Origin of the sequence: Hymenobacter jejuensis (genome assembly GCF_006337165.1) — a bacterium.
Taxonomy (GTDB): Bacteria; Bacteroidota; Bacteroidia; order Cytophagales; family Hymenobacteraceae; genus Hymenobacter; species Hymenobacter jejuensis.
This window is the reverse complement of record NZ_CP040896.1, coordinates 4,480,039-4,505,844: the sequence shown is the minus strand read 5'-3', so window position 1 is coordinate 4,505,844 and position 25,806 is coordinate 4,480,039. Positions and strand designations below refer to the sequence as shown.

The window sequence follows — 25,806 nt, the reverse complement described above, 5'->3', positions numbered from 1 at the left end:
CTATTTGAAAATCAATTTATTACCTATTTTGCTTACCAAAAGTCCGCAACCGCAGCGAGTTTGTCAGCACCGATACTGAACTCAGGGCCATGGCCCCGGCGGCCAGCATCGGCGATAACAGCACGCCGAAGACCGGATACAGCAGCCCGGCCGCGACCGGAATGCCCAGCGTGTTGTAGACGAAAGCAAAGAACAGGTTCTGCCGGATGGTGCGAATGGTCTGGCGCGAGAGATCAATCGCCGTTACGACGCCATGCAAATCGCTGCGCATCAAGGTGATGCCAGCGGCCTGCATGGCTATATCGGTACCCGCGCCCATGGCCAGGCCAATATCGGCCTGGGCCAACGCGGGCGCATCGTTGATGCCGTCGCCGACCATGGCCACCACGCGGCCTTCGGCTTGCAGCTCTTTTACTTTATTGGCTTTGTCGTGGGGCAGGACTTCGGCAAAAAACCGCTTGATGCCCACTTGCTCGGCTACTTTGGCGGCGGTCTGCGCGTTGTCGCCGGTCATCATGACCACTTCCAGCCCCATGCGTTGCAGTTGCCCAATGGCCGCAGCCGAGGTATCGCGCAGGGTATCGGCGACGCCCAGCATGGCGGCTATTTGCCCATTCAGAGCCACGAAAAGCACCGTTTTGGCTTGCTGCCGCAACTCGGCGGCGCGGCTTGCAGCCGTTTCCGTGAGCGCTACGCCTTCGTCGGTGAGCAGGCGCTGGTTGCCGATCAGCACTGTGTCGTTGGCAACGGAAGCAGTAGCGCCTTTGCCTTCGATGGCCCGAAAACCTGTTGCCGGCAAGGCCGCAAGGCCTTGCTCCTCAGCAAAACGCACGACGGCCGCCGCCAAAGGATGCTCCGAAAGCCGCTCAACCGCGGCAATGCGCCGGAGCAATTGCTGGCCGTCGGCGGCAGGCTGCACGGGTACGTAATCCGTGACGCTGGGCTCGCCGCGGGTGATGGTGCCGGTTTTGTCGAGCAAGACGGTGTTCACTTCGTGGGCTTTTTCCAGCGCTTCCGCGTTGCGAATCAGCACCCCCTGCTCGGCTCCTTTGCCCGTGCTCACCATGATGGCCGTGGGCGTCGCCAGCCCCAGTGCGCATGGACACGCAATGATGAGCACAGCCACAAAGTTGACCAAGGCCAATGTAAACCGCGAGGATTCCGGGGCCAGATCAAACCATAGCACAAACGTAAGAATAGCAATACAGACCACCGTCGGCACAAAAATGGCGCTGACTTGGTCGGCCAGCCGCTGAATGGGCGCCCGCGAGCCCTGGGCATCTTCCACCAACTTCACAATCTGAGCCAGCAGCGTGTCGGCCCCGACTTTGGTGACGCGAAAGCGAAAAGCCCCAGTTTTATTGATTGTGGCGCCGAACACGTTGTCGCCGGCTTGCTTTTCTACCGGCAGGCTTTCGCCGGTGAGCATGGCCTCGTCCACGGCCGAATGGCCGTCGAGCACGAGGCCGTCGGTGGCTACTTTCTCGCCGGGCCGGACCAGCACCACGTCGTCGAGCTGCACTTGCTCCAGAGGCACATCAAACTCCTGGTCGCCGCGGATTACCCGGGCCGTTTGGGCCTGCAAGCCCATTAAAGAACGAATGGCCGCCGAGGTTTGGGTTTTGGCGCGCATCTCCAGCACTTTCCCCACCAAAATCAGGGCGATGATCGTGGCCGTGGTATCGTAGTAGACTTCGGGCATGAGGCCGCGCTGCATAAAAAAATGCGGCACCACGGTAGCTGCCAAGCTGTAGAGAAAAGCTGCGCCCGTACCCACGGCAATCAGGGTATCCATGTTGGCAGCTCGGTGCCGGAAGGCATTCCAGGCCGACGTATAAAATTCGCGGCCGCTGTAGAGCAATACCGGCCCCGTGAGCAGCAGCAGTAAGTAGTTCAGCCACTGGACGTTAACCCGAGCCGACAACGCCGGCCAGAGCATAATCATCGACAAGGGCATGATCACGGCGGTCAGCCCGGCCGCCACCCACAGGCGCCGCTTGAGGCTTTGGTAGGCCGCGGCCTTCTGCCGGTCGATTTCGGCTTGGCGATCGGCCGCGCTGGTGTCGGGCTGGCGCTCAGCTACGCCGTAGCCGGCTTTCTCCACGGCGGCCTTCAGCGTGGCGGGCGTGGCTAGGTCGGGGGCGTATTCTACGGTGGCTTTTTCGGTGGCGTAGTTGACGAGGGCTTTGCGCACGCCCGGCGCCTTCGTCAGCGACCTCTGTACCGCCGCCGCGCAGGCCGCGCAACTCATGCCCTCTATTTCGAGGGTGGCCGTGGCCTTGCGTTCTGGACCGTCGGAAGCCTGCTCAGGCTTCGGTTCGGTGGGGATTCCGGTAGCTATGTCCTGTTGGTTCATTACGAAATTTCCAAGTCGACCGTAACCCGGCCGGTAGTCACAAAGTAAACAACGTGCCCTGCCTGTTGGTCGTGCGGGATTCAGCAGAAGTGTTGCATAATTCTGCCGCTTCTACTGAGAAAAAGGCTGCCGCTCAAGATCCTATTCAAAAACATAAACAATTGATTTACAAAAATATAACCACACAAACATGAATCACTAGTTCCGAACGTAAACACCTTTTGCCTTCAGAACAAACTACCTCGCCCAGACATTCCTTTTGCCTCTTTCTCTACTTCTCTGCCACCGTACATGGCCTGCACAAGGGCTTTCCCCCCATGATTCTTTCTCCGCTTCGCACCTGGCTTGCGTGCCTGCTTCTGCCGCTCACGCTTAGCCTAACTCCCGCAACTGTTTCGTTGGCCCAAACGCCGCTGGCCACCCCGGCCCCGGCGGACACGGTGCACAAGTTTGAAAACCCGACGGGCACCTCGGCAGCCGTTTCCAAGCCCTGGTACCGAGGCAAGCTCGTGCGCGCTTCCGTGGTGCCGGCCGTGCTCATCACCTACGGGGCGCTGCACGTCAACAACCACGGCTTCTACACCAACACCCAAGCCAACCGCGACATTCACAAGCTCTTCCCGACCTACCGCACCAGCTTGGATAATTACCTGCTGGTGGCCCCCTACCTAGAGCTGGGCGCCGTGCTGCTGGCCGGCGTCGAATCGCGCGACGACAACGTTAACATTGGCCTGGTCATTCTCAAAAGCGAGCTGATCATGGCGGCCAGCACCTTCACGGTCAAGTACCTGGTGCGCGAGCGCCGCCCCGACGGCTCGGACAATCTCTCGTTTCCGTCGGGCCACACGGCCCAGGCGTTTCTGGCCGCCAGCATCGTGCACACCGAATTGCGCGACAAAAGCCAGTGGTACGGCATCGGGGCCTACACGCTGGCCACCGGCGTGGCCGCCCTGCGCATGATCAACACCAAGCACTGGCAGAGCGACGTGATCGCTGGCGCGGGCTTCGGCATCCTGTCGGCCCACCTGGGCTACCTGACCCACCGCAACCGCTGGGGAAGAAAACCTATTGGCCGCGACATTGGCTTCTACCCTGCTTGGCAGCCCGGCGGCATGGGCCTCGGCCTAACCTGGCAGCCGCACCGCTAAGCGGCGGTTTCATCAAGCAAAAAGCCCTTCCGTGTGCTCCGGAAGGGCTTTTTGCTAGGTAGCAGCAAGCACCTTGGGTTCGCTGTCGGTCAGCCAGATGGTGAAGGCGGTGAGGCCGGTAGGCTGGGTTTCGAGGCTAAAGCGGAAGCCGTGCTGCAACAGAATATCGCGGATCATGGTCAGGCCAATGCCCTGCCCGTCGCGCTTGGTGCTGAAAAACGGCGTAAACAAGCGCCGCTGCACGTCGGCCGGAATGCCCGCGCCGTCGTCTTCGATGCGCAGCATGGGCGGATTTTGAGTAGTGCGCACCGTCAGGTTGCCGTTTTCGCCAATCGACTCTAAGGCGTTCTTGACGATGTTCAGGATGGCCTGTTCCATTTGTTGCGCGTCCAGTCCCACCCAAAGCGGCCCACCAGCCAACTCCCAGTGCCACAAGATATTACGTCGTTCGCACTGCACCTGAAACAGGCGCTGAATGCCGCGCAGAAGCTCGTGCACGTCGTGGGGACGGCGCGTGGGCGCGGGCAGCCGCACGAGGTTGGCGAAGTTGGCGATGAAGTTGGCCAAGTGGGTGTTGCGATTCACCGACACTTCTAACGCCTCCGTGAAATCGTCGCGATCTTCTTCGCGGAGCTGCGGGGCGTAGTTGTGAAACGACTGCAAAATCGAGTTGATGGCCCCAATGGAGTTGTTGATCTCGTGCGACATCATCCGGATGAGCTTCTCGTAAGCCAGCTTTTCCTGCCGGATCAGGTCCTGGGTTAGCTCTTCCAGCACAATAAAATTGCGGGTAAAGCCCCGATCCACGAAGTGCGAGCAGTGCGCCCTATAGGTCTGAATACCTGAAAGTTGCACCACCTGCGGCTCGCCCGTAGTAAGCGTACTCAGCGACGTACCCCAGTCGCCGGGCAACTCGCTGGGTTTCTTGCCCAACAACTCCGCAGCCGGCAGCCGCAGGCAGCGCAGGGCCGCCGGGTTCACGGCCTCGATGCGGCCGTCGAAGGTGAGCAGTAGCACGCCGGCGGGCGAGGCTTCGATCAGGCGCTCGAGCAGAAAGCTTTTTTCGTGTTGCGTGACGCGCTCTTGGCGCAGTTCGTCGATCATGCGGTTGTACACGTCAATCAACTGGTCCATTTCGCGCTGGCCGACCGGCACGAACTTCATGGTAAAGTCCTTGGCCTGAATGGCTTCCGTGCCCGCCGCAATCAGGTTGAAGGGCCGCACAAAGCCCCGGTACAACTGCACCGTGAGCACAATCGAAACGGCCAGAATCAGCTCGGTACCGATAAACAGCACGGGGTTCGTCCGCAGTACCTGCGCGGCCAGCACAATTAGGACGGCGTGAATGATGACAACGAACAGAATGAATTTGGTGCGCAGGGTCATATCAGAAGGCGAATATGCCGCCGAAACCGGCCTTTGCAAGCCGGCAGTGACAAGCCTTGTTTCTTACCCTGGGCACGTTCGAAGTCATTGCCTTTACTTTCCTATCTATAAATACATGCAATACAGACAGTTACAGCATTAGGGCGAACAACAAACCCAGCCCTCCGACGGCACCCCAAACCCAGAGCAAGCGAGTGGCAACTTCGTCATGGCGTTCCAACGACCAATTGGGGATCAAGAGCGAAATGTTTTTCATAGCAGGTAGCAAAGTAGCGGCGAACGTGGCAAAGCGATAAGGTAGCAGGTAGCAGGTACCTCACGCCTGCGCAGAATCGAAGGGAATATCGTATTTCTCAAGGCGGCGGTAGAGGGCGCCGCGGCTTAGGCCCAGGGCTTTGGCCACGCGGCTGACATTGCCGTCGTAAAATTCCATGGAGCGCCGGATCATGGCGGCTTCCAGCTCGTCGAGCGTCATGGAGCCCACGGGCGGCAATTCGCCGGCCTCGGCGGCCCGCACGGGCGCTTTGTGGGTTTGGGCCTGAAAATCTTCGGGCCCAAGCTCGTCTTTCCCGCTGACCAGCACGGCGCGCTCCACCAGGTTTTTAAGCTCGCGAATGTTGCCGGACAAGGGCAGCTCGCGCAGCCAGTGCAGGGCGCGCGTGCCTACTTTCAGGGCCGGGCGGTTGTAAGTGGCGCGCAGGTTATCAACGAAGTGGTTGACCAGCAACGGAATATCGTCGGGGCGCTCGCGCAGGGCGGGCAGGCGCACCGTGATCAGGTTGATGCGGTAAAACAGATCTTCGCGGAAGCGGCCTGCCTTTACCAGCTCGGCCAGGTTGCGGTTGGTGGCGCAGATCACCCGGATATCGAGCGAGCGCGGGCGCGAATCGCCCAGCACTTCGTAGGTGCGATCCTGGAGTACACGCAGCAGCTTTACCTGGCTCGACAAGTCCAGTTCGCCGATCTCGTCCAGAAAAATGGTGCCTTTGTTGGCCAGCTCGAAGCGGCCCACGCGGTCGGCTTTGGCATCGGTGAAGGCCCCGCGGCGATGGCCGAACATCTCGCTTTCAAACAACGAGGCCGAGATGCCGCCCAGGTTCACTTTTACAAAAGGCTGCTGGCGACGGTGGCTGTTCTGGTGAATGGCTTCGGCAATGAGCTCCTTGCCCGTACCGCTCTCCCCTTCAATCAGCACCGAAGCGTCGGTGGCAGCCACTTGCCCCACATTGCGCAGAATATGAAGCAGTTGCGGATCGGCCCCCACGATGTTGCGGAAGTTATATTGCCGGTCGAGCTGCCGCCGCGTGAGCGTGCTGTCGTCGGTTTCGGCGGGGCGCTCGGCTAGGCACAGGATGGTCCGGATGGTCTGGAGCAGACTGTCGTTGTTCCAAGGCTTGGTGATGAATTCCGCGGCGCCCGCCTTGATGCCTTCTACCGCCAGCGAAATCGAGCCCCACCCCGTGATCAGAATAACCGGCACTTGCGGGGCCAACTGCTTTACTTGGGCCAGCAGCTGCAATCCGTCGTTGCCGCTAGTATCCAGCGAGTAGTTCATGTCCATGAGCATGAGCTGGGGCGGCGTGTCGCGCACGACGCGCAGGGCTTCCTCGGGCGTGCCCACGCCCTTGGCCGCGTAGCCGGCCTGCTTCAACAGCAATCCCAGCGAGGTGCGCACAGCCAGGTCGTCGTCGATTATGAGAATCATGGAGAATTGCGGTTGAAATTGCGTAGCGAAGGAAGGAATTTTGGGTTAAAAAGGGAAGCCGTTGGGCCGCGCAACAAGGCTGTGCGCGGCCCAACGGGCCTTTTGGGGCGGCTACTCTTCCCGCAGCGACACGGCCGGCTGAATGCCCGCGGCAATGCGGCTGGGTTGAAAAGCACAAATAGCCGTCAGGGAGAAGATGAGCACGGTAGCTACGCCCATGGCTTGCAGGTAAACCGTAGCTGCCACGCCAAACACGCCCAGCAGCGGGAACTGGGCCGCCACCACCACGCCAACGGCCACGCCCAAGGTTGTCACCACGAGCATTTCGCCCAGAAACTGCTGGCTGATGCCGGTGCTCGTAGCCCCCAAGGCCCGGCGCAACCCGATCTCGGCTTTGCGCTGGTTGATGTTGTACCACAGCACCCCGAACAGCCCTAAGGCGACGTTCACAATCAAAAACAGGCACACCAGACCCAGCACGCACAGCGGCGTGAGCACAACTTTGAGCTTGCTGATGCGGGTTTTTTCCAGCGGGTCAACGGTCACGGACCAGCCTTTGGTCATGCGGTCGAGGTCTTTTACCAGCTTCTGCTCCAGCACCGCGCCGCTGCCGGGCTGCACGCGCAGCAGCAGCACCGGCACGTTGTAGCCGCCATTCATCTTGGAGCTCGGATCGGTGATTTCCTTGCGGCTAAACATGGCCGGCTCGTCGGCGGCAAAGTCGCTGCCCGAGCGGTAGCTTTCCACCACGCCCACAATCTGCCACTGCTCCTTGTTGTGTTCATCGGTCATGATTTTGCCGATGGGCGACTCCTCCGCAAACACGGCCCGCTGCATGGCCTTGTTGATGATGGCCGGCGTACGGGCAGCGGCGTTGTCGCGGCGGTCAAACCAGCGGCCTTCCACTACGTTCAGCCCCAACACATGGCGCAGTTCGTCGTCGGCGTCGTAAAACTCGGTCACGGGCGTTTGCTTGTGGTTGTACTGGCGCGTGCCGTTCATGTTGGAAAACGAAAACGGCGTATTGGAGCTAGTTTGTGTTACGCCCACCACGCCCTTGCTGGCTTTCAGCTGCTGCATCACCATCAGCACCTTTTGCTTCAGGGCCGTGGTATCGGTACCGGGGTTGAGCGTGATCTCCCACACATTGTCGTAGCGGAAGCCCATGGGCTGGCGGTAGTTGTAGAGGTTGTACACCAGCAGGCTGCTCACCACGAAGAGCACGAAAAACGAGAGCATAATTTCCGTGATGAGCAGAAAGTTGGACCGCTTGCGGTTCCAGATCAAGGTAAACAGGTGCCGTATCATTAGAATTAAGTATCTGACAGTCAAATAATTAGCTAGCACTGCCTTTCAGGGCTTGCACCGGCTGTAGGCGCGACATTTTAAAAGCCGGGTACACGCCCGACAACACCCCGAAAACCACCGTTACCAGCAGAGCCCACCCAAACACGCGCAGGTTCAGGGTGAAGTGGGCGTAGGAAATGAAATTGGCCTCGCTGATGGCTTCCAGGGCCGCATAAGCCAGCACCAAGCCCAGCACGCCGCCCAGGAGCGTCAGGAAGATGTTTTCGATCAGAAACTGGCCGACCAGCGTGGAGCCCGTCGCTCCGAAGGCCTTGCGCACCCCGATTTCGGAGGAGCGCTCCAGGATGCGGCTCAGGTTGATGTTGACCAGGTTCAGGGCAGGCAGCAACATAAACAGCAGCGTCAGCCCCACGGTCACGGCGTAAAACAGCGCTGTTTTGTCGGAGCTATCGCCCCCGATCGGCCCAAAAAGCTGGCGCGTGAGCGAGGCCAGCAGCGGGTCGGCGTGGGTTACAAGCTTCTTCACGTCGCGGTTCGGAATTGTTACCCGGCTCACAATCTGCTGGTACTCGGTTTCCAGGGCTTCCAGCGGCGTGCCTTCGGGGGCCAGCAGCGCGGCAAAATAATCGCCTTCCAGCACGGGGTTGCGAATATCGGCTTTGGTTGTGGTCAGGGGCGCCCACACCTCGGCGTAGGAGTTGAAGCGCAGGGCAGGCACGTCGCTGACTACCCCTACCACCCGGAACCGGCGCTGATCGACCACAATGTCGCGGCCGACTACGCCCGTGGCGGCGCCGAAATACTGCCGGGCCGTGGTTTCGGTAATGACAACCACGCGGTTAGCGGAGCGCACGTCCTGAGCCAGATACGGCTTGCCTTCGAGGAAGTGAAAATCAAATACTTCCCAGAAAACAGCATCCGTAAACTTGAGATCTAGGTCCAGCTTCTTGTTGCCGATGTAAGCCGGTGTGGCGTGAAACAGCGAGTACACCGCCACTTTTTCGGGCGTTTTCATCGGGCGCACGTACTTGTCGAGGAAGTACGGGCTGACGGGCGTATTCATCTGGCCGCCATCCTTAAAACGCTGGCTCATAAACGAGACGAAAGCCATACGCTTCACCCGCGATTCGGGGGCGTGCGCACCCTGAAAATTGTCGAACATGGCCACCACCACCAGCAGCACCATCAGGGTGAAGGAGATGCCAAACAGGCTGATGAAGGTGAAAAACTTGCGCCGAAGCAGGACCTTCCACGCAATTTTGATATAGCTAAGCAGCATACGATTCGGAGTAAGAAGAGGTGGAAGTGAATTGCAAAGCCTGTAGCTGGCGCTGAAGCAGGGCGCGCGCCTTGCTGAGCTGCGATTTGCTGGTGCCTTCGCTTATGCCCAGCAATTCAGCGATTTCGGCGTGCGAATAGCCCTCAATGGCGTAGAGGTTGAACACCGTGCGGTAGCCGGCGGGTAGCGCCGCCAGCAAGGCCAGCAGATCGGCGGCGGCCAAGTCGCTTTCGGCCGCGGCGGCAATGGGCGCTACTTCGGGGGCGTAGTCGTCGATGTCGAGGTGCAACGGCTGCCGGCGCCGGATCAGGCCCAGGGCTTCGTTGATCATGATGCGCCGCACCCAGCCGCGGAAGCTGCCGTCGTGGCGGTACTGCTCCAGGGCTCGAAACATTTTTACAAAGCCTAGCAGCATGGCTTCCTCCGCCTCTTCGGGCTGGCGCAGGTAACGCAGGCACACGCCCAAAGCCATCGGCGAGAGCCAGTCGAAAAGACGCTTCTGCGCCCGCGGGTTGCCCCGGCGGCAGGCCTCGATCAGCTCGGCTTCGGCATGGCTGGCGCTTAATGAGGAAGCAGCTACAGGTAACATATTGATAGTTTGATTATTACGGTTTCAACTACAGCATTAAGCAAGCTCCGGGCGGCGTTAGCTAACCTGGCTGCCGTCGAAGAAGCGCACGACGCGCTCGGTTTTCAGGGCCTGCTGCTCGTCGTGGGTCACCATCACGATGGTGGTGCCTTCGCGGCGGTTGAGGCCCAGCAGAATGTCCATGATTTCCTCGCCCATTACCGAGTCGAGGTTGCCCGTTGGCTCGTCGGCCAGAATGATTTCGGGGTTGCCGGCCAGGGCGCGGGCGATGGCTACGCGCTGGCGCTGGCCGCCCGACAGCTGGTTGGGGAAGTGGTTGGTGCGGGCGCTCAGGCCTACTTTGTCGAGGGCGGCGTGGGCGCGCTGGCGGCGCTCCTTGCCCGATACGCCGCTGCGGTAGAGCAAGGGCAGCTCCACGTTGTCGATCACCGAGAGGTCGTGGATGAGGTGGTAGCTCTGAAACACAAACCCGATTTTCTGATTGCGCAGGTGCGCCAGCTCGCGGTCGGAGTACGAAGTCACGGGACGCCCGTCGATTTCGATGTGGCCGCTGGTGGGCTCGTCGAGCAAGCCCATGATGCTGAGCAGCGTCGATTTGCCGCAGCCCGAAGGTCCCATGATCGACACAAACTCGCCCTTGCTCACCGTCAGGTTGACGCGGTTCAGGGCGACGGTTTCGATGGTTTTGGTTTGGTATACCTTCTCGATGTCCGTGAGTTTGAGCATGGGCGTGGCCAGCGCCGTGGCCTGACGCACCTTCGCGGCCGGATCGAGAAACAGGTCGCTTTGGGCAGAGGTGAAGTTCATGGGAAAATGCGGTTGACGTGGAAGGATGCGGCAAAGGAGGCAGTAAACCGGGAGTGCGGTGTCCGCTTTTGAGCAGGCAAGGCCCGGTTTCCTATAGAAGTAGCCAAGCCACGTGCCAAACTCATAAATAATTGATTATCAATAATTTATATACATATCACTACTAACGCGATTTCAAAAAGTTGTCCATAAACGGACAGGGTGTTCGGAAATGGAGAGGTCGCCGTACGATTTTGAACGCAAGCCCAAAAAATTACCGCCGGCTCCCGGTGCTTTGTGCATCCGTGCGCCGGCGGTAGCCTATTCTGGCGGCTCGTTGTCTATGCCGTCCTCTATAAAAACCTGTCCTCCCGAGCCTAAGCAAAGGAGGACAGATCCATCTAACAGATGTGCTAAATATTACCGGCCTGTAGCCACCGCCAGCGGCTGCCGGCGCTCAAAATCGTAGAGCGTGAGGGCACGCAAGCGGTAGTGCGCCACCCAGCAGGCGCGCAGGGCAGCAATGTAAGCACGCTTGGCCTGGTCTTTTTCGGAAAGCGCTAAGTTCAAGTCCGTGAGGCTGATACGGCCCACTAAGTAAGTAGCGCGGGCAATGTCGTAGCGGCGCTGGGCCAGCGTGTCGGCGCTAGCGGCCAGGCTGAGCTGCTCGCTCAGCGTGCCCAGTTGCGCGGCCTGGGCCACCACGGCCTGCTCGAAGGTCATCTGGTCCTGCTCTACGGTTACTTCTACTTGCTGGCGGTTGAGCTCGGCGGTTTTGATGATGGATTTCTGGCGACCCCAATCCACCAGCGGCATCGAGAAAGTCAGGCGCACCTGCTGCTGATTCTGCAACCCGTTGTAGGTGTCCCACAGACTGGTCGCTTGGTTGACGTACCCCAAATTGGCCTGTAGCGTCGCCTGAAAGCCCATGGTGCCTTTGGCCTGGGCTACGTCGCGCTCGGCCTGCAACAGCCGACGACGAAAGGCCAGCTGCTCGGCGCGGTTTTGCCGGGCCTGCGCCAGCGCCTCCTCCGGCGATACTGCCAGCGGCGGCGTGGCGGCCGGTACATTCAGCGTGAGCTGGGTAGAGCCGCCCAGCCCGATGTAGCTCTGCAAATTCAGGGTGGCCGTTTGGGCGTCGAGGCGGGCTTGTCCGCGGGCCTGCCGCGAGGCTACCAGGTTGTATTCGAGCTGCAACAAATCGCTTTGGGAGAGGCGGCCGAGCTGAAATCGCTCGCGGCCCAAGCGCAGCATTTCTTCGTTGGCCTGCACGTTTTGGCCGGCCACGGCCGCGTTTACCTGTTGCAGCAATACATCAAAATACAGCTCCGTGGCCCGCTGCGTGATGGCCTCACGCTCGGCCACGTACTGCCGCTGCGATTCTTCGTAGCGCAAGGGCTCAATCTTGCGGGCCCAGCTCAGGCTATTGAACATGCCCAGCGGTTGGGTAATGCCGAGCGCAAACGGCCGGTTGTTGTACATGCGCTGGCCCCCGTTGAAGTTGTCGAAGCGCTGCACCTCGGAAGTCAGAAACAGCTGCCCGCCGGTAGGCCCGATGTTCTGGCTCAAGGTCAGGGCCAGGTTGGAGTTATTTTGTCGCACGGCCCGGAAGCCGGTGGTGCCGTCGGGCTGCACGACCGGCGCAATGGCCCGGCTGAAATCCGGTATGGTGCCCAGCAGGCCGAGCTGGGGGCGATAATTGGTTTGGTAGGTACGCCACTGCCAGTAGCTGTTTTCGCGGTTGGTCTGGGCTTGTTTCACCACCGAAGACTGGGCCAGGGCCAGTTCCAGTACTTCGCTCAAACCCAATACTTTACCCGCCGCGCCAGCAGCGGGTGCCGCAGGCCCCGACGATTGGGCCACCGCACCAGCGGGCAGCAGCGGCAGCAAGCACAGGAGGAGAAATTGTTTCATAAAGCAAAAGGCCGCTTAGTCGTTGAGGGTCAGTTCGGGAGTGTCCACGTAATCCTTCATGTCGGAGAGCACGATCTCCTCGCCGGGCTGCAAACCACTGATTATCTGCACGTAATCGAAATTACTATCACCAAAGCGCACGGTGCGGCGGATGGCTTTGCCGTCTTTCACCACGAATACCGGTTGCTCTTGCCCGCCCTGGTAGAAAGGTCCGTTTTTGACCCGCAGCACGTTGGGGTGCGATTTGGTGACCACAAACACATCCGTGCGCAGGTTGGCGCGCAGGGCTGGATGGTGGTTCTGGGCCAGCTCGGCGTAGAACGTGATCACGCCCTTGTCCACGGACGGGCTGATGGCGCTAATAGTGCCCCGCAGGTCCGTGTCATTAATGCGCACCACGATGGCATCGCCCAAGTGCAAGGCATCGGCATACGTATCAGATATCGTGGCTTTTACCCGAAAGCTGCTCAAATCGGCTACGCGGGCCAGCTGGTCGCCCTGGTTCACGGTGGCGCCTACGTCTTCGTTCACCCACGTCAGCACGCCCGGCTGCTGCGCGCTGATGTTGGCCTGGGCCAGCTTGCCCGCGAGCTCGGCAATGGTGCGGTCCTGAATGGTCATCGTAAAGCCCAGCTCGCGCACGTCGGCGGCGTTGCTTTGGCGCTGGTTGCGGATCTGCTCGCGCAGGCGCTGCAGCTCCAGTTGGGCCACTTTAAGATTGAGTTCGGCCTGCTGCACGTTTTCGCGGGTGCCGCTGCCGATTTTGAGCAGGTACTGCTCGTCGCGCAACGTCGATTGCAGGCTGCGCACCTTCACCTGCTGCACTTGCTCCTGCGACTCCAGGTCGTTGAGGCTATGCTCCAGGCCCAGTTGCAGCTTGGTGTTTTTGTTGTGGTTTTGCAGCTGCTCATCGCGCAACTTGGCCAGCGCCGTGCTCGTCACTTCTTTGTCGAGCTCCAGAATGGTTTGGCCGGGCCGGACTTTCGCGCCCACTTGCAGCACCACCCGTTGAATCGTGGATTGGATGGGGCTGGTAAGGACCGCTTCGTGCCCCGGAACGATCAGGCCTGAGGCCGTCAGCGAGGCTTCCACCGCCCCTTTTTCGGCCACGGCGGTCAGAATCTTGGAGCGATCGAGGCGGGGCTTGAGCACGTTGCGAAAGGCCAGCAGGCCGGCTACCAGCAGCAGCAACGCGCCGGCCACCAGCAGCCACTGCCGGCGGCGACGGCGATTCTGGGTAGCAGTAGAGATAACTCTGTCCATTTTTGTACGGAATAGGTACGTATTCCCTTCCTATCAGCCAATGGACATGCCAATTAGTTAATTATTTGATATTCAATAACTTATATATGAGTCGATTCTTTTTGTCGCTTCAAAATCTGTCCAGAAGTGGACACTGTGTTCGAAAATGGAAGGCGCCGTTTCCGTTCCCGAACACGGCATGAACTATGGGCACAAAAAAGCCCCGCGGGTGGGCGGGGCTTTTTTATATGTTGTAGAAATCAACTCAGAAAATAGAACAGTAGCCTTCGCATCCTGCTACCCAGGCCCGAAAGCTGCAAACCGCCGCTTCGTCCTGCTCCGACTCGCTTTCTGTGCGCAGGCTGTTGGCGGGTTCCGGCGGACTGACAACGCGCGGGGGCGGCGGGGTTTCCGGTACACGGCGGGGTGCGGTCAATACCGGCTCGACCGCGGGCAGTTGGCTAGTGTTCATGGCAGTAGGGATTAGGTGCTACTCCTGTTAGTATCAACAAGATACGCAAATGCACCCGGTTTTCCTTGCCCTGACTTTTCGCGCTATGACCCTTTGCGCAAGCCGCTTACAGCTCTGAGGCCGCGCGGCGATCGCTGGCTTCTTTGTCGGCCTGCTCGCGCTGCAGCAAGGGCTTGCTGAACACGCGCAAAATGGCTTCGCTGCCGTAATACGAGGGCTGCAACGTCATCCGGACGCGCTGGCCTTCCCACTGATAGGTATTTTCCACCACGGCGGCCGGCCCGTAGGCCTTGACCAGCAGGCCATAAACGCCCTCCACGTTCGGGCGCTCTGACAACGTCACAGTGACTTCGGACAGGAGCCCTTTGTAAAATGTGTAATACACGTGCTGCAGGCGATAAGTACCAAGCAGCAGCGATTCGTTGGAGCGGTCGTAGATTTTGGACAACCCCTTCTTCACAAAGAACTTCAGGTTTTTAAACGACGAAACCGGCTGCTCGAACGTCACCTCCCGAAACCCGTATTTCTCATCCATTTTTGCCATGTTGCCCGCCGGGGTATCCTGTGCCCGGACCGGCATCCCGCACAAAAGCAGGGCAAAACAAAGAAGGGCAAAGTATCTCATGTACGGTGTAAGGGTGATTTTTTCGCTGATTTTAACGCGCCAACTGCCCTTGGGCACAGGCTTGAAAAATCACGTCAGCGGACTGGTTGCAAAAACAAAGCCGCAATCTAAACCCTAATCTGTACAATTAAATTTCCAACTTTTACTTCTCCTGCCGTTTGCCCTGTAGCCCGCCCACTGCTTTGCGCGAGGCCGCACCGGGTTTGGTCAGCAGCCGGGATAGGCTTGCCAGCAGAGCGCCGGGATCGTAGAGTTGCATGGCGTTGCTGAAACCCCAGGCAAAATGCGTGGGCAAGTAACGCTTCGATACCTCACGATTTAATTCGTTACGCTTCTCCATTATTCTGCTAGTTCTTTGTATAACAAAACCATATAAGCGCGTCTGCTCTGACCAGGTACCGCCATGCCTACACGCTTGGTGCCGTACGCTCCTCTGCGCGGTCAGGTGACTCACCCGAGTCAGACGCGTACAACGTATCAGCTTGGCCATCAATTAGTTGGTCCAACTTCTGAACTACTTCTGTAGAATCAAATAACCCCAGCGCTTCCCGGAAAGCCTCCGCAAAACGATTGGGCAACTCTGGATTATGTTCTTCAGGCAAAAGAGGTTGTAGCGGGTCCATTACATACAAGGTACTCACTTCTCGGTTTCAAACTACTTTATCCCAAAATCTTACAACGAAATGCTGCTGAGGCTATTTAGTCAATAAAAAAGCATTGGAATAAGTGGTCAGGTAAGCACGAAAGCGGAAGCATCTATAAATATCTAATTACTAGATATTTATAAAACATAATTCAAAAGGCTATCTCCGTCACTACGATACGGAGATGGTCTTGCTTTTCAGGGACAAGAAATTTTAACGATATGCGCTAGTCAAGGCAACCCATTGCCCGCAATCCACGAGTAGGTATTTACTCGTTTATTGCTATCCACATAGTTCTATCCTATATGGCCACCCACCCACGTCATCCCAAACCCTTTTTCCTGAAAGGATCTGCCCTTGGCTGGCTATTGGCCTTGGCGGCCGTGTTGTTGCTAGCAGCACTTGTCTGGCGTTTTGGCTGGTGAATCTGCCTTCGAGGGTATAACCAAAGGCTTGTTTGTAGAAAACATCAGGTTTTGCTGCCACACCTAATATTTCGCAAAACCAGTCATGAATGCTTTCCCCAAACTTCAAGTGTCAGGTGCAGGAATAAGGACCGATTTGAAGCCATCAAAATGAGGCCGAACTACAACGGTATCTCGTGCCTGGCACGGCCTGCGCCGTGCCTTTGGCCTGTACTGCCGTGCTGGAATCGCCAATCCAATCATTACTAGCGCTTTCTCCTTTTGCACAGTACTTGTGAACCATCCTTTACCTTGATCTTGGTGGGTGCCGTAACCCGTGCTTTCAGATTCTTGCGGTACTGTTCAGATTCTTGCGGTACTGGAGGTTCTCTTTCGGCGTTAGCTGCGCCGCCGCTTCGGAGCCCATAGTTTACCAACATGCTCAAAATGCCAATCGCGCCGATGGCGAGGAAGAGCTTCATTTGTAGCGTCGTGCGTTCCGTAGCCACCGCCACCTCCGCTTTTACATCAATTTCAGTAGGGACCATTCGGACAGCGTTCCGGTAGAGGATGATCGTCCCGGCGCTTCGTCAACTTGCTTGCGTAGTCGCCCTTACCTGCCTTGGCCATACCGCAAACGTACTCCGCAAGGCAGGCCCCAACTACCTTCTGTCCTACTATTACTAGAACAAACTGCCCCTCGCATAACCCTAGGCACCGGACACAAAAAAGCCCCACCCTTCCGATGGGGCTTTAGCCCAGCGCTGCGGCGAAATATGCCTAGCTTTGCGGCTCTTTTTCTGTTCTGAGCAATTGAGGTAATGACGTTAGTATCCCCATCCCCGCCGCTGGTGGCCAGCAAATCTAAACTGGAATACATTGACGCGCTGCGGGGCATTGCCATTTTGATGGTGATCGCTGTCCATGCGCTGCACCTGGCGGGCTCCACCACCGCGTTCTTGCCTGGGCCGGTAGTAGCCGTGCTCACCAACGGCGCTTGGGGAGTCCGGCTGTTTTTTGTGGCTAGCGCCTACACCTTATTTCGCTCCTTGCACCACCGGCGCCAAACGGAAAGAAATGAGTTGCTGAATTTCTACCTGCGCCGCTTTTTTCGGATCGCGCCGCTCTACTATTGTGGCATGCTGCTCTACGGGGCGTGGTTTACCTATGCCGCGGGTCAGCACTGCTCCTGGCGCAGTCTGGGAGCCGAAGCGATCTTCCTGCAAGGGCTTAATCCCTATTGGATTAGCAGCCTCGTGCCGGGCGGCTGGTCAATTACGGTGGAGATGTGCTTTTACCTGCTCGTGCCCTTTGTGGCGCGCCGCGTGACGTCGCTGAACCGCGCTGTAGTTTTTTTGCTGGGCACTGTGGTCCTGCATGCGCTGCTGAGCTACGGGCTGCGCCACCACCCGCTGATTGCGGAAACGGACGTGTGGAACACCTACTTGGCGTGGTTCCTGCCCCGGCAATTGCCCATTTTTGCGCTAGGGTTTGTTTTTTACTTCTTGTCCCAGGCAGATCTTCGCCTGCGTGCCCACACGCTTCTGGCCGCAGCCTTAATCGTCTTGGCTGCGTTCGCCCTAGACGAGAGATTGGGACTGGTGCCTACCGCCTTTGCGTTGCTGCCTGCGGATTTGGGCTTTGGGGTGGGGTTTGTGCTGCTGGCCTTGGCCCTCAGCCGCAAACCGTTTGGTTTCTTCGTGAACCCCTTCACGCGCGCCATTGGCCAGGTGAGTTTCGGGCTGTACGTAGTGCATTTCTTCGTGCTGTTTGCTTTAAATAAGTGCGGCTGGGGTGACCTGCTTTCCCCCACTGGAGTAGGCAGCGCCTTAGAGAATTATGCGCTGCGTTACGCTCTGGTGTTAGCGCTCAGCTACGCGCTTTCCTACCTCTTACATCGTTTGGTTGAGGTGCCCATGCAACAGGTAGGAAAGCAGGTAATCGCTCGCCTGGAGAAGTAAAAAAGGAAACGGCTGGCTGAGACTTCTCAGCCAGCCGTTTCCTTGATCGCGCAGCTTACGTGAGGTAAGTGGTTTGCTCACTGCTGCTAAGCAGACGGTTACAAGCCAGCTATTCTGCGGTGCCGGTCATGGCATCGGTTGCCGTGAGCAAATCAGCTAACAGCAAAATAGGGGTGTTTCTGTTTGCAGGGCCACATTCGTGCTGGCCACCCCGTTCACCAACAGCATAAACGGATTGGCTGCGTTGTTCAAATCGATGCCCAGATACACCGACAGCGCACCGCCCGTGTAAGGGATACCGTGCACCGGCCGCTTGCGTTCCCCGAACTGCCACCGGTGACGCAGCAAAACTGCATGTAGAGTTCCGCGCAATCCCAGTACAGACACACAGCGCCGGCTACGTTCTGGTCCTGCAAAAACAGGGTGGTATACCCCGGCATTAGTCATACTGCCTTTCCAGACATACGCCATCTGTTGCAAGCCGGCAAACGCTACCGCGCTCGACTGGTACACCTGCCCGGGTACCCGTCCGGAAGAATTCCAGCCCGACAAAGCGGGCCGATGCATCCTGCTCGAAACCTTCTGCACGTTCTTGGTGGAGAAGGCGAAGATGCGTACCGCCCGCGTGGGATTGCAGAATAATACCATCAGCACCTACCTGCGCAGCATCCGCACCCTGCTGAAGTACGCGGGCCTCGCCTACGACTGGATAGAGCATGATTTCTTAGAAGACGTGGAGCGCGAGCCCCTGACGTACGAGGAGGTCATGCAGCTCTACCGCTTTCAGCCGCTGGAGGTGAAGGAAGGCAGCACCAACTACGCCAGCCGCAAAGCCAGCCGCGACGTGTTTGTCTTCAACTGCCTGACCGGCCCGCGTTACGACAATCTGGCCCACCTGAAGCCCTGGGACGTCATACTTGAGACCTTCACCAGCAAAGACGGCAAAACGTCGCAGCGCGTGCCCATTCTGGAATATATCCAGCGCAAGGGCCAACGCCTCAAACGCAAAGTCCGGGTCGCCTTAGATCCGGTGGCCTACGAAATCTGGCAGAAGTACAAAGGTCACCTGCCCGTGCCCAGCAACCAGACCATGAACGGCATCATTAAGCAGCTGTGCCGCGCCGCTGGCCTGAAACGGCTGGTCACGGTCGTGCGCGGCTCGGGGGCCCGCCGCCTCGAAAGCGAGCTGCCCCTGTGGAAGGTCGTCTCCTGCCACATCGCCCGCTACACGTTCATTACCCTGCAATTCGAAGGCGGGGCCGACGTGGTGTATATCCAGGACTCGGTAGGCAATGCCAGCCTGAACACCACCCGTAAGTATTTAAAGTCCCGCGTCAAGGATCGCCACACCTCCACGCTTGCCGCCTTCGACGTGCTGCGGGAACGGGCCAACGGGCCGAAATAGCCCGGTTTTACCCGAAACAGTCATACTGACAGTCATACCATAAAAAAAGGCCCCGTAAATACTTGATTTACAGGGCCTTTATAATTACCTGAGCCCCCAGCCGGGATCGAACCAGCGACCTACTGATTACAAGTCAGTTGCTCTACCAGCTGAGCTATGGAGGCGTAATTATGGCGCAAAACTAAAGCTTCATCCCCAGTATGCAAACCGCGAGACTATATTTTTTGCGCGATTTGAGCTTACCGCCTGCTAATCAGCCAGAAAAATTGCTGGATACATTTCAGATTGCTTCTTGTAAAACCGAAAATGCCTTCATAATAGAGAAAGTATTAGGCAACAAAAAGCCCGGCCGCTTCATCAAGGGCCGGGCTTTTCTAGTGAATGCAGACTAACTGCGCACAATACGCAACTGTTTCTTTAAAGCATCGATGCGGCCTTTTGCTTCGTCGATGCGGCCTTGGTACTCTTCGCGGAGCTGGTTGGCATTCTTGGACCGCGCGAAGAACTCGAGGTTCGTTTGCAGCGTGGAGATGTCGTTTTCCAGCTCATTAATCTCGCGGCGCAGCGTTTGCTCTTTGCGGTAAAGCTGCTGCTGCGCGTCGGGGCTGGACTTCAGGCGGTCAATTTGCAACTGAAACAGCAGCTCGTTGCGCTCGGCGTACGACAAACCGGGCACGTGGTCGAGGTACTTGCCCATCAGTGTCTGAAACTTTTCCTCGGCTCGCTCGGCGGCGCCACGGGGGCCGCTGGTGCTTCCGTCGAAGGCGCGCCAGTCGGCTACGTACTGCCGGAAACCTTCCAAGCTGCCGGGCTGATCAACGGTGAGGGTTGCTACTGCATCGGCCAGGCGGTCGAGGTGGGCGGCTTGCTCCTGCGTCACTTGCTGCACTTGCTGCTCGCGTTGCTTGGCCTCCTGATGCTTGCGCTCAAAAAACGCGTCGCAGGCAGTGCGGAAGCGGTTCCAGACTTTATCGGACTGCTTTTCGGGTACACGCCCAATCAGCTTCCACTCCTTCTGGAGCCGAATGACGATTTCCCGGCCCTCTTCCCAATTGGGATTTTGCAAAGCCGCTTCGGCTTGGTCGCAAAGCTCCAGCTTGCGCTTGAGGTTGCCGTTCTTCTCTTCGTCTAAAGCCTTGAAAAACTGGTTCTTACGCTGAAAGAAACCTTTGTAAGCGGCCCAGAACTGTTTGTTGAGCTGCTCGGCTTTGTCGCGGGGCACGAGGCCGGCGGCATCCCACTCCTCTTTCAGCTTTTGCAGTTCGTCGGTCTTGGCACGCCACTCGTTCACGCGCTCCGTCTGGAATTCGTTGAACGGCTTGATTTGCTCCAACAAGGCCGTTTTACGAGTCAGGTTGGCGTTTTCCTGTTCCGAGCGGGCATTCAGGAAGTCCTTCTTACGATCGTGGACTTTCTCAGAAGCCTGCAAAAAGCGGTTCCAGATGGCGTCGCGTTGCTCGTTGGGCACCGGGCCCACATGCTTCCATTCTTCGTGCAGCTGGCGCAGCTCTTGCAGCGCCTTGTTGATACTGGGCTGCTCCACCAGGGCTTCGGCCCGCTGCACCAGCACTTCCTTGGCTTCCAGGTTGCGGCGGCGGTCCAGCTCCTTCATTTCGAAGAACAGGCCGCGGTTGTTGTAGAAGATATCGAGCAGGGCGTGGTAGCTGTTCCACAACTCCTGCGCGTCTTTCTGGGGGACCGGACCCGTGGCTTTCCAATCGTTCTGAAGCGCTTTGATGCGCGCCGAACTGTCCTTGGTTTCGGCCGATTCTACCAGTGTGCGCAGTTGCGAGAGCAGGTACTGCTTGTGGGCCAGGTTTTTAGCCCGTTGCTCGTCTTCGGCTTTGGCGTCGCGGGCGCGGCTGTCGCGGAATTCCTGCAAAGCCTTGGTCAGCTCCTGATGGCCTTCCGGGCCCGAATACGAAAAGGCATCGGCTTCGCCTCCTTCCTCCACAAACCGCTGCCGAGCCGTAGTGCGGTCGGTGGCAATAGAAGTTTCGTACTGCCGGTACAGATCAAAAATCTGTTTGCGGTTTTGCCGCGCATCGCTGCGCCGCAACAAGGTGAGCAGGTAGTGCGCCTGGGCCGGCAAATCGAGCTTGGCGAAATCAACGGCCGGGGTTTCGGGCACATATTCTTCTTCCTCTTCGCCTGCGTGTTCGGCCGCGTGGGCAGCTTCCACGGCCCCTTCGTTGTCGGAGGTGGGCAGCGAAGCCAGCGCAACCGGCGCATTGTCGATGTCCTCGGCCGAGTGCAGCGGAAACGCCGCCAGCGTAGTGGCATAAGGCTCGGCTTCGGCTGGCGCCGACGCCGACACATCTGCTGTTGCACCCGTCAGAGCCTCGGGCTCCGGCGTTGGCGGGGTTGAGTTTTGCTCGCTCACAGCGGCCGGGGCCGCTTCGGCCTCCGATTCTGGGAAAACGGCCAAAGAATCTGACGCGGAGGTTTCGGCTTCGGCTTCCTGGGCGCTCACCACGCCGGGGTTTTGGGCGCCGTAATGCGCCTCGGCTCGGGCCTGTGGCTCGGAAATAGGCTCACTCACCAACGAATCGGCGGGATGAGCGGCATCATTAATTACAAGCTCTTGATTATCAATTAGTTGCTCTTTTTCTACTTCTTCTGCCGAGGCTTCGGCCGTACCGGCTCCTGCGGGCTCCGGTGCAGACTGGGCACTGGGTTCGGGGGTGGCGGGGGTTTGGGCGATGGGAGCCGAGGGAGCGTCCGAAGCCGGCGGATTGGCGGGCGCGGCGGGCTCGGCAGGTACCGTGGGTTCGCTGGCGGGATCTTGTTTTGAGCGGATTTCGGCCAAACGGCGTTCCAGAATGCTCAGGGGCGATTCCGAAGCGGCGTCGGAATGGTTGGGGGCAGTGTTATCGTTCTCAGGTAGCATACGTTCAAAGGAATAGGCCCGCCGCAGCGGACAGTAGGTGGCGCGGGAAAGTTAGTTGAGGCGCGGGTCCACGGGGTAGTTCGACAGAACACGGTATCGGCCGCCTTTTTCGCGCAAAATTGACTGCCAGAAGGCATCGTTATCCAAAGTAAATACTTTCCCGGCAGCATTAGGATGCACTATCCAAACATTTTCCCGGACTTCTTCGGCCAACTGCCCTGCCGTCCAGCCCGAATAGCCGGCGTAAAACCGAATATCGTCCGGACTTAGGGCGCCGCTCAGCAGCAGCCCGAGCAGCACGTTGAAGTCGCCGCCCCAGTACACTTCCTGGCCCAAAGCAATGGCCTCGGGCACGTCGGAACGGCGGTGCAGATAGTGCAGCGTATCGGGCTGCACGGGGCCGCCCAGGTACAACGGCATCTGCCCGATGGGCGACGCGTCGCCGTCCGGCAGCTCCAGCACATCGCCGAGCTGCAGGTTGGTAGTGCGGTTGAGCACCAGCCCAAACGAGCCGTCTTCATCGGTGTGGCGGCAGAGCAGTACCACGGTACGCTCGAAGTTGGGGTCACCCAGAAAAGGCTGGGAAATCAACAGACTGTTATCGCGAAGCCGGGGCATTGTTTTAGGGTTATGGATTGGCAATTTTAAAGGATGAAAGACAAAGTGCGTGGCCGCCGCGTCGGCGGCAGGGCGGCCCGAAGTTGGTTGCGGCGCGCTTCTTCCCTACGTTGGCCGACCGGCTCGGGGTTCCCGGTGCCCGTATTCTGTTACCTTGTGCTGCGTTTGCGTATGAATTCTGGGATAAAAAACAGCAGGCCGGAAAGCGCCCTCAGGCTCAATCAACTCACAAGGCTTTCATTCCCAGACCAATTCATAATTTATAGACCTGAATTCATAATTCCAATAAGCCGTGACTGACCCGCAACTGGCCGACCTGCGCAAAACCTACGCCCAGCGCACCCTCACCGAAGCCGACGTCCTCCCCGACCCCGTGCGGCAATTTCGCACTTGGCTCGACGAAGCCTTGGCCGCCCACCTCGACGAGCCCACGGCCATGACCGTGTCCACGGTAGGCAGCAACGGGCAGCCTTCGGCGCGGGTGGTGCTGCTGAAGGGATTGCCCGAAGATGCTGGTTTTCTGTTCTATACCAACTACGACAGCCGCAAAGGCCACGAACTGAGCGCGCAGCCCCTGGCGGCCATGACTTTTTTCTGGCCCGGCCTGGAGCGGCAGGTGCGCGTAGAAGGCCGCATCGAAAAAGCGCCGCAGGACATGTCGGACGAGTACTTTCAGAGCCGGCCGCGCAGCAGCCAAGTGGGCGCGTGGGCCTCGCCGCAGAGCCAGCCCATCGCGAGCCGCGAAGAGCTCGAACAGCGCGAAACCGAGGTCCTGAATCGATTCGGCGCCCAAGATCCGCTGCCGCGGCCGCCGCATTGGGGCGGCTACATCCTGCACCCCCACCGCATCGAGTTTTGGCAGGGCCGCCCCTCCCGCCTGCACGACCGCATCGTGTACGAGCAGGAAGGCAACGGGTGGCAGCTAAGCCGACTCGCACCATAAATGATTGATATTCAATAATTTATAAAAATAATTTCGTTATTCTTCCGCACTGTGCTTCGGGATAACGGACGCGTTTTAACATCTTTTCTAAGACGTTTTGGCTGAAATTCAACCTGTGTGCGGCTGGCGCTACAACGCCGAGCTGAGCGCCGATATCGATGCGTACGTGTCGCCCCTCTTCGACGTCGTGTCGACGAAGCAACGGGAGGCGCTGTACCGCAACCCCTTCAATAGCATTCACTTATCCGTACCGCGCGGTCCCGACCCGGCCGCCGAAGCCCTGCGGCGGCTCAAAGAATGGAAGCAGCAAGGTGTACTGAAGCAGGACGATCTGCCGGGCATTTATGCCTATTACCAGTACTTCCGGCTGCCCGGCACGCCCCACCGCGAGTATTGCCGCAAGGGCTTTATGTGCCACATTCGGGCCTACGACTGGGCCGAAAACGTGGTGCTGCGCCACGAAAACACGCTGCCTACTTCCGTCAACGACCGCGCCGAGCTGCTGGCCTGCACCGAGTTTCAGACCAGTGCCACCCACGGCCTCTACCGCGACGACACGTTTGAGCTGGAACGCTACCTCGACGAGGCCATGCAGGACCCGCTCTACCAAACCGAGGAGGACTACCAGGGAGCCCGCGACGTATTGGCCGTCATTCAGGATGCCCGCGTGATTCGCCGCTTTCAGGAGGTCCTGGCTTCGCGACAGGTGATTCTGGCCGATGGGCACCACCGCTACGAAGGCTCGCTGGTCTATCGGCAGGCGCGAATGCTGGCTGATCCCGAAAATACGGGCAACGAGCCGTGGCATTTTCATTTGATGTACCTCACCAACTCGGCCGCCGACGACCTGCGCATTCTGCCCACCCACCGCCTGTTGCTGGAGCTACCCGGCCAAACCAGTGACGAAGAGTTTTTGAAGCAGCTGGCCCGCTATTTTACCGTACTGCCTAAAGACGATGCCTACGATTTGCCGGAATTAATTGCCGGTAAAACCTGGGCTTTTGGCTTGTATCTGGATGGCAAGGCGTACAAGCTCCGCCTCAAACCCGAGGTACACAGTCAGCTCACTTGGGACACGACCCCCGAAGTGAAAGCCCTGGACCTCACGGTGTTGCACTATTTTGTATTGGAGCGCGTGCTGGGCATAGCCGGCCCTGATGCGCAACGGCAGTGGACGGGCATTGCGTACGTGCGCAACTTTTCGGAGTGCCTCACGCGCGTCGACCGGGGCGAGGCGCGGGCTGCTTTCATTACCAACGAAGTCACGATGGACGAAGTGGAGCGCGTTTGCCATTCGGGCGCGGTGATGCCGCCCAAATCGACCTTCTTTTACCCCAAAACCATCGGCGGTTTCCTATTTACTTCCATCCGCGACGACGAAAACCAGAATGCCTTCCAAACTACGCTTACTCCTGGCCTCTAACTCGCCGCGCCGCCGGCAATTGCTTACCGAATTGGGCTTGCCCTACACCGTACGGCTCAAGGAAGTAGACGAAAGCTACCCGCCGCACCTGCACCGGGCCGAAGTCGCGGAATATCTGGCGGCGCACAAAGCCGACGCCTACCGCGCTGATTTACAACCCGATGAAGTAGTGCTCACCGCCGACACCATAGTATGCCTCGACGAAGACGTGCTCAATAAACCCGCCGACGAAGCCGAAGCCATCCGAATGCTGACGCGCTTGCAAGGCCGCGCCCACGATGTCTTTACGGGCGTCTGCCTGCTGGGCGCCGATGGCCGGCAAACCGTATTTTCCGACCAAACCCGCGTGCATTTCCGGGCACTTTCTCAAGCCGAAATCGAACATTATGTTCTCAATTACAAGCCCTTGGACAAAGCCGGTGCCTACGGTGCCCAAGACTGGATCGGGATGGTGGCCGTGACGCGGCTGGAGGGGTCGTATTTTAACGTCATGGGGCTACCCGTGCATCGGGTTTGGGAAGAACTGGAGAAATGGGGGTTTCACGCTTTATGAGACCTTTATGGGACATGCGGTAAAGTCTCTTTTGGTAGAATTGCGACTAGGCCAAATACTCTCAATAAACAAGTAATCTCACGCTTGAATAGCAATGCATAAATATCTTTAAATCAGATACTTATGCATTAACTTATATTTTATATACAACAAAA

Annotated in this window: 22 protein-coding genes and 1 tRNA gene; 6 read left to right on the top strand and 17 right to left on the bottom strand. The window is 58.5% G+C overall.

The window, feature by feature from the left end; genetic code table 11:
- Positions 1–19: 19 nt before the first annotated feature.
- Entirely contained in the window at positions 20–2,356 is a 2,337-nt protein-coding gene (locus tag FHG12_RS18520) for a heavy metal translocating P-type ATPase (RefSeq protein WP_139517201.1), read from the bottom strand.
- Between the two features lie 317 nt (positions 2,357–2,673).
- Between FHG12_RS18520 and FHG12_RS18515 the strand changes: the two genes are divergently transcribed.
- A complete protein-coding gene (locus FHG12_RS18515; protein WP_139517200.1) occupies positions 2,674–3,504 on the top strand; it encodes a phosphatase PAP2 family protein in 831 nt (276 codons plus the stop codon).
- Positions 3,505–3,558: 54 nt separating this feature from the next.
- On the opposite strand, the gene FHG12_RS18510 is transcribed toward FHG12_RS18515, so the two are convergent.
- The 12 genes from FHG12_RS18510 to FHG12_RS18455 all read right to left on the bottom strand — a co-directional run bounded on the left by FHG12_RS18510 (position 3,559) and on the right by FHG12_RS18455 (position 16,406).
- Entirely contained in the window at positions 3,559–4,890 is a 1,332-nt protein-coding gene (locus tag FHG12_RS18510; RefSeq protein WP_139517199.1) for a sensor histidine kinase, read from the bottom strand.
- A gap of 316 nt (positions 4,891–5,206) precedes the next feature.
- A complete protein-coding gene (locus FHG12_RS18505) occupies positions 5,207–6,595 on the bottom strand; it encodes a sigma-54-dependent transcriptional regulator (protein ID WP_139517198.1) in 1,389 nt (462 codons plus the stop codon).
- A gap of 111 nt (positions 6,596–6,706) precedes the next feature.
- Positions 6,707–7,903, bottom strand: coding sequence for an FtsX-like permease family protein (locus FHG12_RS18500; RefSeq protein ID WP_139517197.1), 1,197 nt, complete (start codon positions 7,901–7,903; stop codon positions 6,707–6,709).
- 28 nt (positions 7,904–7,931) lie between these two features.
- Entirely contained in the window at positions 7,932–9,182 is a 1,251-nt protein-coding gene (locus FHG12_RS18495; protein WP_139517196.1) for an ABC transporter permease, read from the bottom strand.
- Entirely contained in the window at positions 9,172–9,771 is a 600-nt protein-coding gene (locus FHG12_RS18490) for an RNA polymerase sigma factor (RefSeq protein WP_139517195.1), read from the bottom strand. Before FHG12_RS18490 ends, FHG12_RS18495 begins: the two co-directional genes overlap by 11 nt.
- 57 nt (positions 9,772–9,828) lie before the next feature.
- Positions 9,829–10,497, bottom strand: coding sequence for an ABC transporter ATP-binding protein (locus FHG12_RS18485; RefSeq protein ID WP_139517913.1), 669 nt, complete (start codon positions 10,495–10,497; stop codon positions 9,829–9,831).
- A gap of 480 nt (positions 10,498–10,977) precedes the next feature.
- Positions 10,978–12,471: a TolC family protein gene (locus FHG12_RS18480; protein ID WP_139517194.1), complete on the bottom strand. Its 1,494-nt coding sequence runs from the start codon at positions 12,469–12,471 to the stop codon at positions 10,978–10,980.
- 15 nt (positions 12,472–12,486) lie between these two features.
- Positions 12,487–13,734, bottom strand: a complete 1,248-nt coding sequence (locus FHG12_RS18475) for an efflux RND transporter periplasmic adaptor subunit (RefSeq protein WP_139517193.1) — start codon at positions 13,732–13,734, stop codon at positions 12,487–12,489.
- A 244-nt stretch (positions 13,735–13,978) separates the two neighbouring features.
- The gene (locus FHG12_RS18470; RefSeq protein WP_139517192.1) at positions 13,979–14,185 is read right to left on the bottom strand and encodes a hypothetical protein; all 207 of its coding nucleotides are present in this window, start codon (positions 14,183–14,185) and stop codon (positions 13,979–13,981) included.
- A gap of 106 nt (positions 14,186–14,291) precedes the next feature.
- Positions 14,292–14,729, bottom strand: a complete 438-nt coding sequence (locus tag FHG12_RS18465) for a hypothetical protein (protein ID WP_139517190.1) — start codon at positions 14,727–14,729, stop codon at positions 14,292–14,294.
- 223 nt (positions 14,730–14,952) lie between these two features.
- A complete protein-coding gene (locus FHG12_RS18460) occupies positions 14,953–15,150 on the bottom strand; it encodes a hypothetical protein (RefSeq protein WP_139517188.1) in 198 nt (65 codons plus the stop codon).
- A gap of 974 nt (positions 15,151–16,124) precedes the next feature.
- On the bottom strand, positions 16,125–16,406 hold the full coding sequence (locus tag FHG12_RS18455) for a hypothetical protein (protein WP_139517186.1): 282 nt from the start codon (positions 16,404–16,406) through the stop codon (positions 16,125–16,127).
- A 273-nt stretch (positions 16,407–16,679) separates the two neighbouring features.
- Between FHG12_RS18455 and FHG12_RS18450 the strand changes: the two genes are divergently transcribed.
- Positions 16,680–17,819: an acyltransferase family protein gene (locus FHG12_RS18450; protein WP_139517184.1), complete on the top strand. Its 1,140-nt coding sequence runs from the start codon at positions 16,680–16,682 to the stop codon at positions 17,817–17,819.
- 156 nt (positions 17,820–17,975) lie between these two features.
- Here the strand turns inward: FHG12_RS18450 and FHG12_RS18445 are convergent, their stop codons facing one another.
- Positions 17,976–18,206 (bottom strand): hypothetical protein, encoded by a 231-nt coding sequence (locus tag FHG12_RS18445; RefSeq protein ID WP_139517183.1) that lies wholly within the window; start codon positions 18,204–18,206, stop codon positions 17,976–17,978.
- 223 nt (positions 18,207–18,429) lie between these two features.
- Here FHG12_RS18445 and FHG12_RS18440 point away from each other — a divergent pair, with 223 nt between their 5' ends.
- Complete coding sequence (locus tag FHG12_RS18440; RefSeq protein ID WP_139517181.1) at positions 18,430–19,224, top strand: site-specific integrase; 795 nt, start codon at positions 18,430–18,432, stop codon at positions 19,222–19,224.
- A gap of 91 nt (positions 19,225–19,315) precedes the next feature.
- Here the strand turns inward: FHG12_RS18440 and FHG12_RS18435 are convergent.
- From FHG12_RS18435 to FHG12_RS18425, 3 genes are all read right to left on the bottom strand, one after another.
- Positions 19,316–19,388 (bottom strand) — tRNA-Thr (locus FHG12_RS18435).
- Positions 19,389–19,612: 224 nt separating this feature from the next.
- Complete coding sequence (locus tag FHG12_RS18430; protein WP_139517179.1) at positions 19,613–22,114, bottom strand: DUF349 domain-containing protein; 2,502 nt, start codon at positions 22,112–22,114, stop codon at positions 19,613–19,615.
- A 51-nt stretch (positions 22,115–22,165) separates the two neighbouring features.
- Complete coding sequence (locus FHG12_RS18425; protein WP_139517178.1) at positions 22,166–22,732, bottom strand: YqgE/AlgH family protein; 567 nt, start codon at positions 22,730–22,732, stop codon at positions 22,166–22,168.
- A gap of 292 nt (positions 22,733–23,024) precedes the next feature.
- Between FHG12_RS18425 and pdxH the strand changes: the two genes are divergently transcribed.
- The 3 genes from pdxH (at position 23,025) to FHG12_RS18410 (ending at position 25,651) form a co-directional block, all read left to right on the top strand.
- Entirely contained in the window at positions 23,025–23,675 is a 651-nt protein-coding gene (gene pdxH, locus FHG12_RS18420) for a pyridoxamine 5'-phosphate oxidase (protein ID WP_139517175.1), read from the top strand.
- Between the two features lie 97 nt (positions 23,676–23,772).
- Positions 23,773–25,098 (top strand): DUF1015 domain-containing protein, encoded by a 1,326-nt coding sequence (locus FHG12_RS18415; protein ID WP_139517173.1) that lies wholly within the window; start codon positions 23,773–23,775, stop codon positions 25,096–25,098.
- Positions 25,064–25,651 carry a Maf family nucleotide pyrophosphatase gene (locus FHG12_RS18410; protein WP_139517171.1) on the top strand — a complete coding sequence of 196 codons (588 nt, stop codon included), beginning with the start codon at positions 25,064–25,066 and terminating at the stop codon, positions 25,649–25,651. Before FHG12_RS18415 ends, FHG12_RS18410 begins: the two co-directional genes overlap by 35 nt.
- Positions 25,652–25,806 lie beyond the last annotated feature (155 nt).

Bases quoted from the DNA above. Each gene is read 5' to 3' on its own strand.
- FHG12_RS18520 (WP_139517201.1), bottom strand. From the start codon at position 2,356: ATGAACCAACAGGACATAGCTACCGGAATCCCCACCGAACCGAAGCCT.
- FHG12_RS18480 (WP_139517194.1), bottom strand. From the start codon at position 12,471: ATGAAACAATTTCTCCTCCTGTGCTTGCTGCCGCTGCTGCCCGCTGGT.
- FHG12_RS18485 (WP_139517913.1), bottom strand. From the start codon at position 10,497: ATGCTCAAACTCACGGACATCGAGAAGGTATACCAAACCAAAACCATC.
- FHG12_RS18505 (WP_139517198.1), bottom strand. From the start codon at position 6,595: ATGATTCTCATAATCGACGACGACCTGGCTGTGCGCACCTCGCTGGGA.
- FHG12_RS18460 (WP_139517188.1), bottom strand. From the start codon at position 15,150: ATGGAGAAGCGTAACGAATTAAATCGTGAGGTATCGAAGCGTTACTTG.
- FHG12_RS18425 (WP_139517178.1), bottom strand. From the start codon at position 22,732: ATGCCCCGGCTTCGCGATAACAGTCTGTTGATTTCCCAGCCTTTTCTG.
- FHG12_RS18450 (WP_139517184.1), top strand. From the start codon at position 16,680: ATGACGTTAGTATCCCCATCCCCGCCGCTGGTGGCCAGCAAATCTAAA.
- FHG12_RS18430 (WP_139517179.1), bottom strand. From the start codon at position 22,114: ATGCTACCTGAGAACGATAACACTGCCCCCAACCATTCCGACGCCGCT.
- FHG12_RS18515 (WP_139517200.1), top strand. From the start codon at position 2,674: ATGATTCTTTCTCCGCTTCGCACCTGGCTTGCGTGCCTGCTTCTGCCG.
- FHG12_RS18490 (WP_139517195.1), bottom strand. From the start codon at position 9,771: ATGTTACCTGTAGCTGCTTCCTCATTAAGCGCCAGCCATGCCGAAGCC.
- FHG12_RS18470 (WP_139517192.1), bottom strand. From the start codon at position 14,185: ATGAACACTAGCCAACTGCCCGCGGTCGAGCCGGTATTGACCGCACCC.
- FHG12_RS18475 (WP_139517193.1), bottom strand. From the start codon at position 13,734: ATGGACAGAGTTATCTCTACTGCTACCCAGAATCGCCGTCGCCGCCGG.
- FHG12_RS18410 (WP_139517171.1), top strand. From the start codon at position 25,064: ATGCCTTCCAAACTACGCTTACTCCTGGCCTCTAACTCGCCGCGCCGC.
- FHG12_RS18510 (WP_139517199.1), bottom strand. From the start codon at position 4,890: ATGACCCTGCGCACCAAATTCATTCTGTTCGTTGTCATCATTCACGCC.
- FHG12_RS18455 (WP_139517186.1), bottom strand. From the start codon at position 16,406: ATGGTCCCTACTGAAATTGATGTAAAAGCGGAGGTGGCGGTGGCTACG.
- FHG12_RS18440 (WP_139517181.1), top strand. From the start codon at position 18,430: ATGCGTACCGCCCGCGTGGGATTGCAGAATAATACCATCAGCACCTAC.
- FHG12_RS18465 (WP_139517190.1), bottom strand. From the start codon at position 14,729: ATGGCAAAAATGGATGAGAAATACGGGTTTCGGGAGGTGACGTTCGAG.
- FHG12_RS18495 (WP_139517196.1), bottom strand. From the start codon at position 9,182: ATGCTGCTTAGCTATATCAAAATTGCGTGGAAGGTCCTGCTTCGGCGC.
- FHG12_RS18500 (WP_139517197.1), bottom strand. From the start codon at position 7,903: ATGATACGGCACCTGTTTACCTTGATCTGGAACCGCAAGCGGTCCAAC.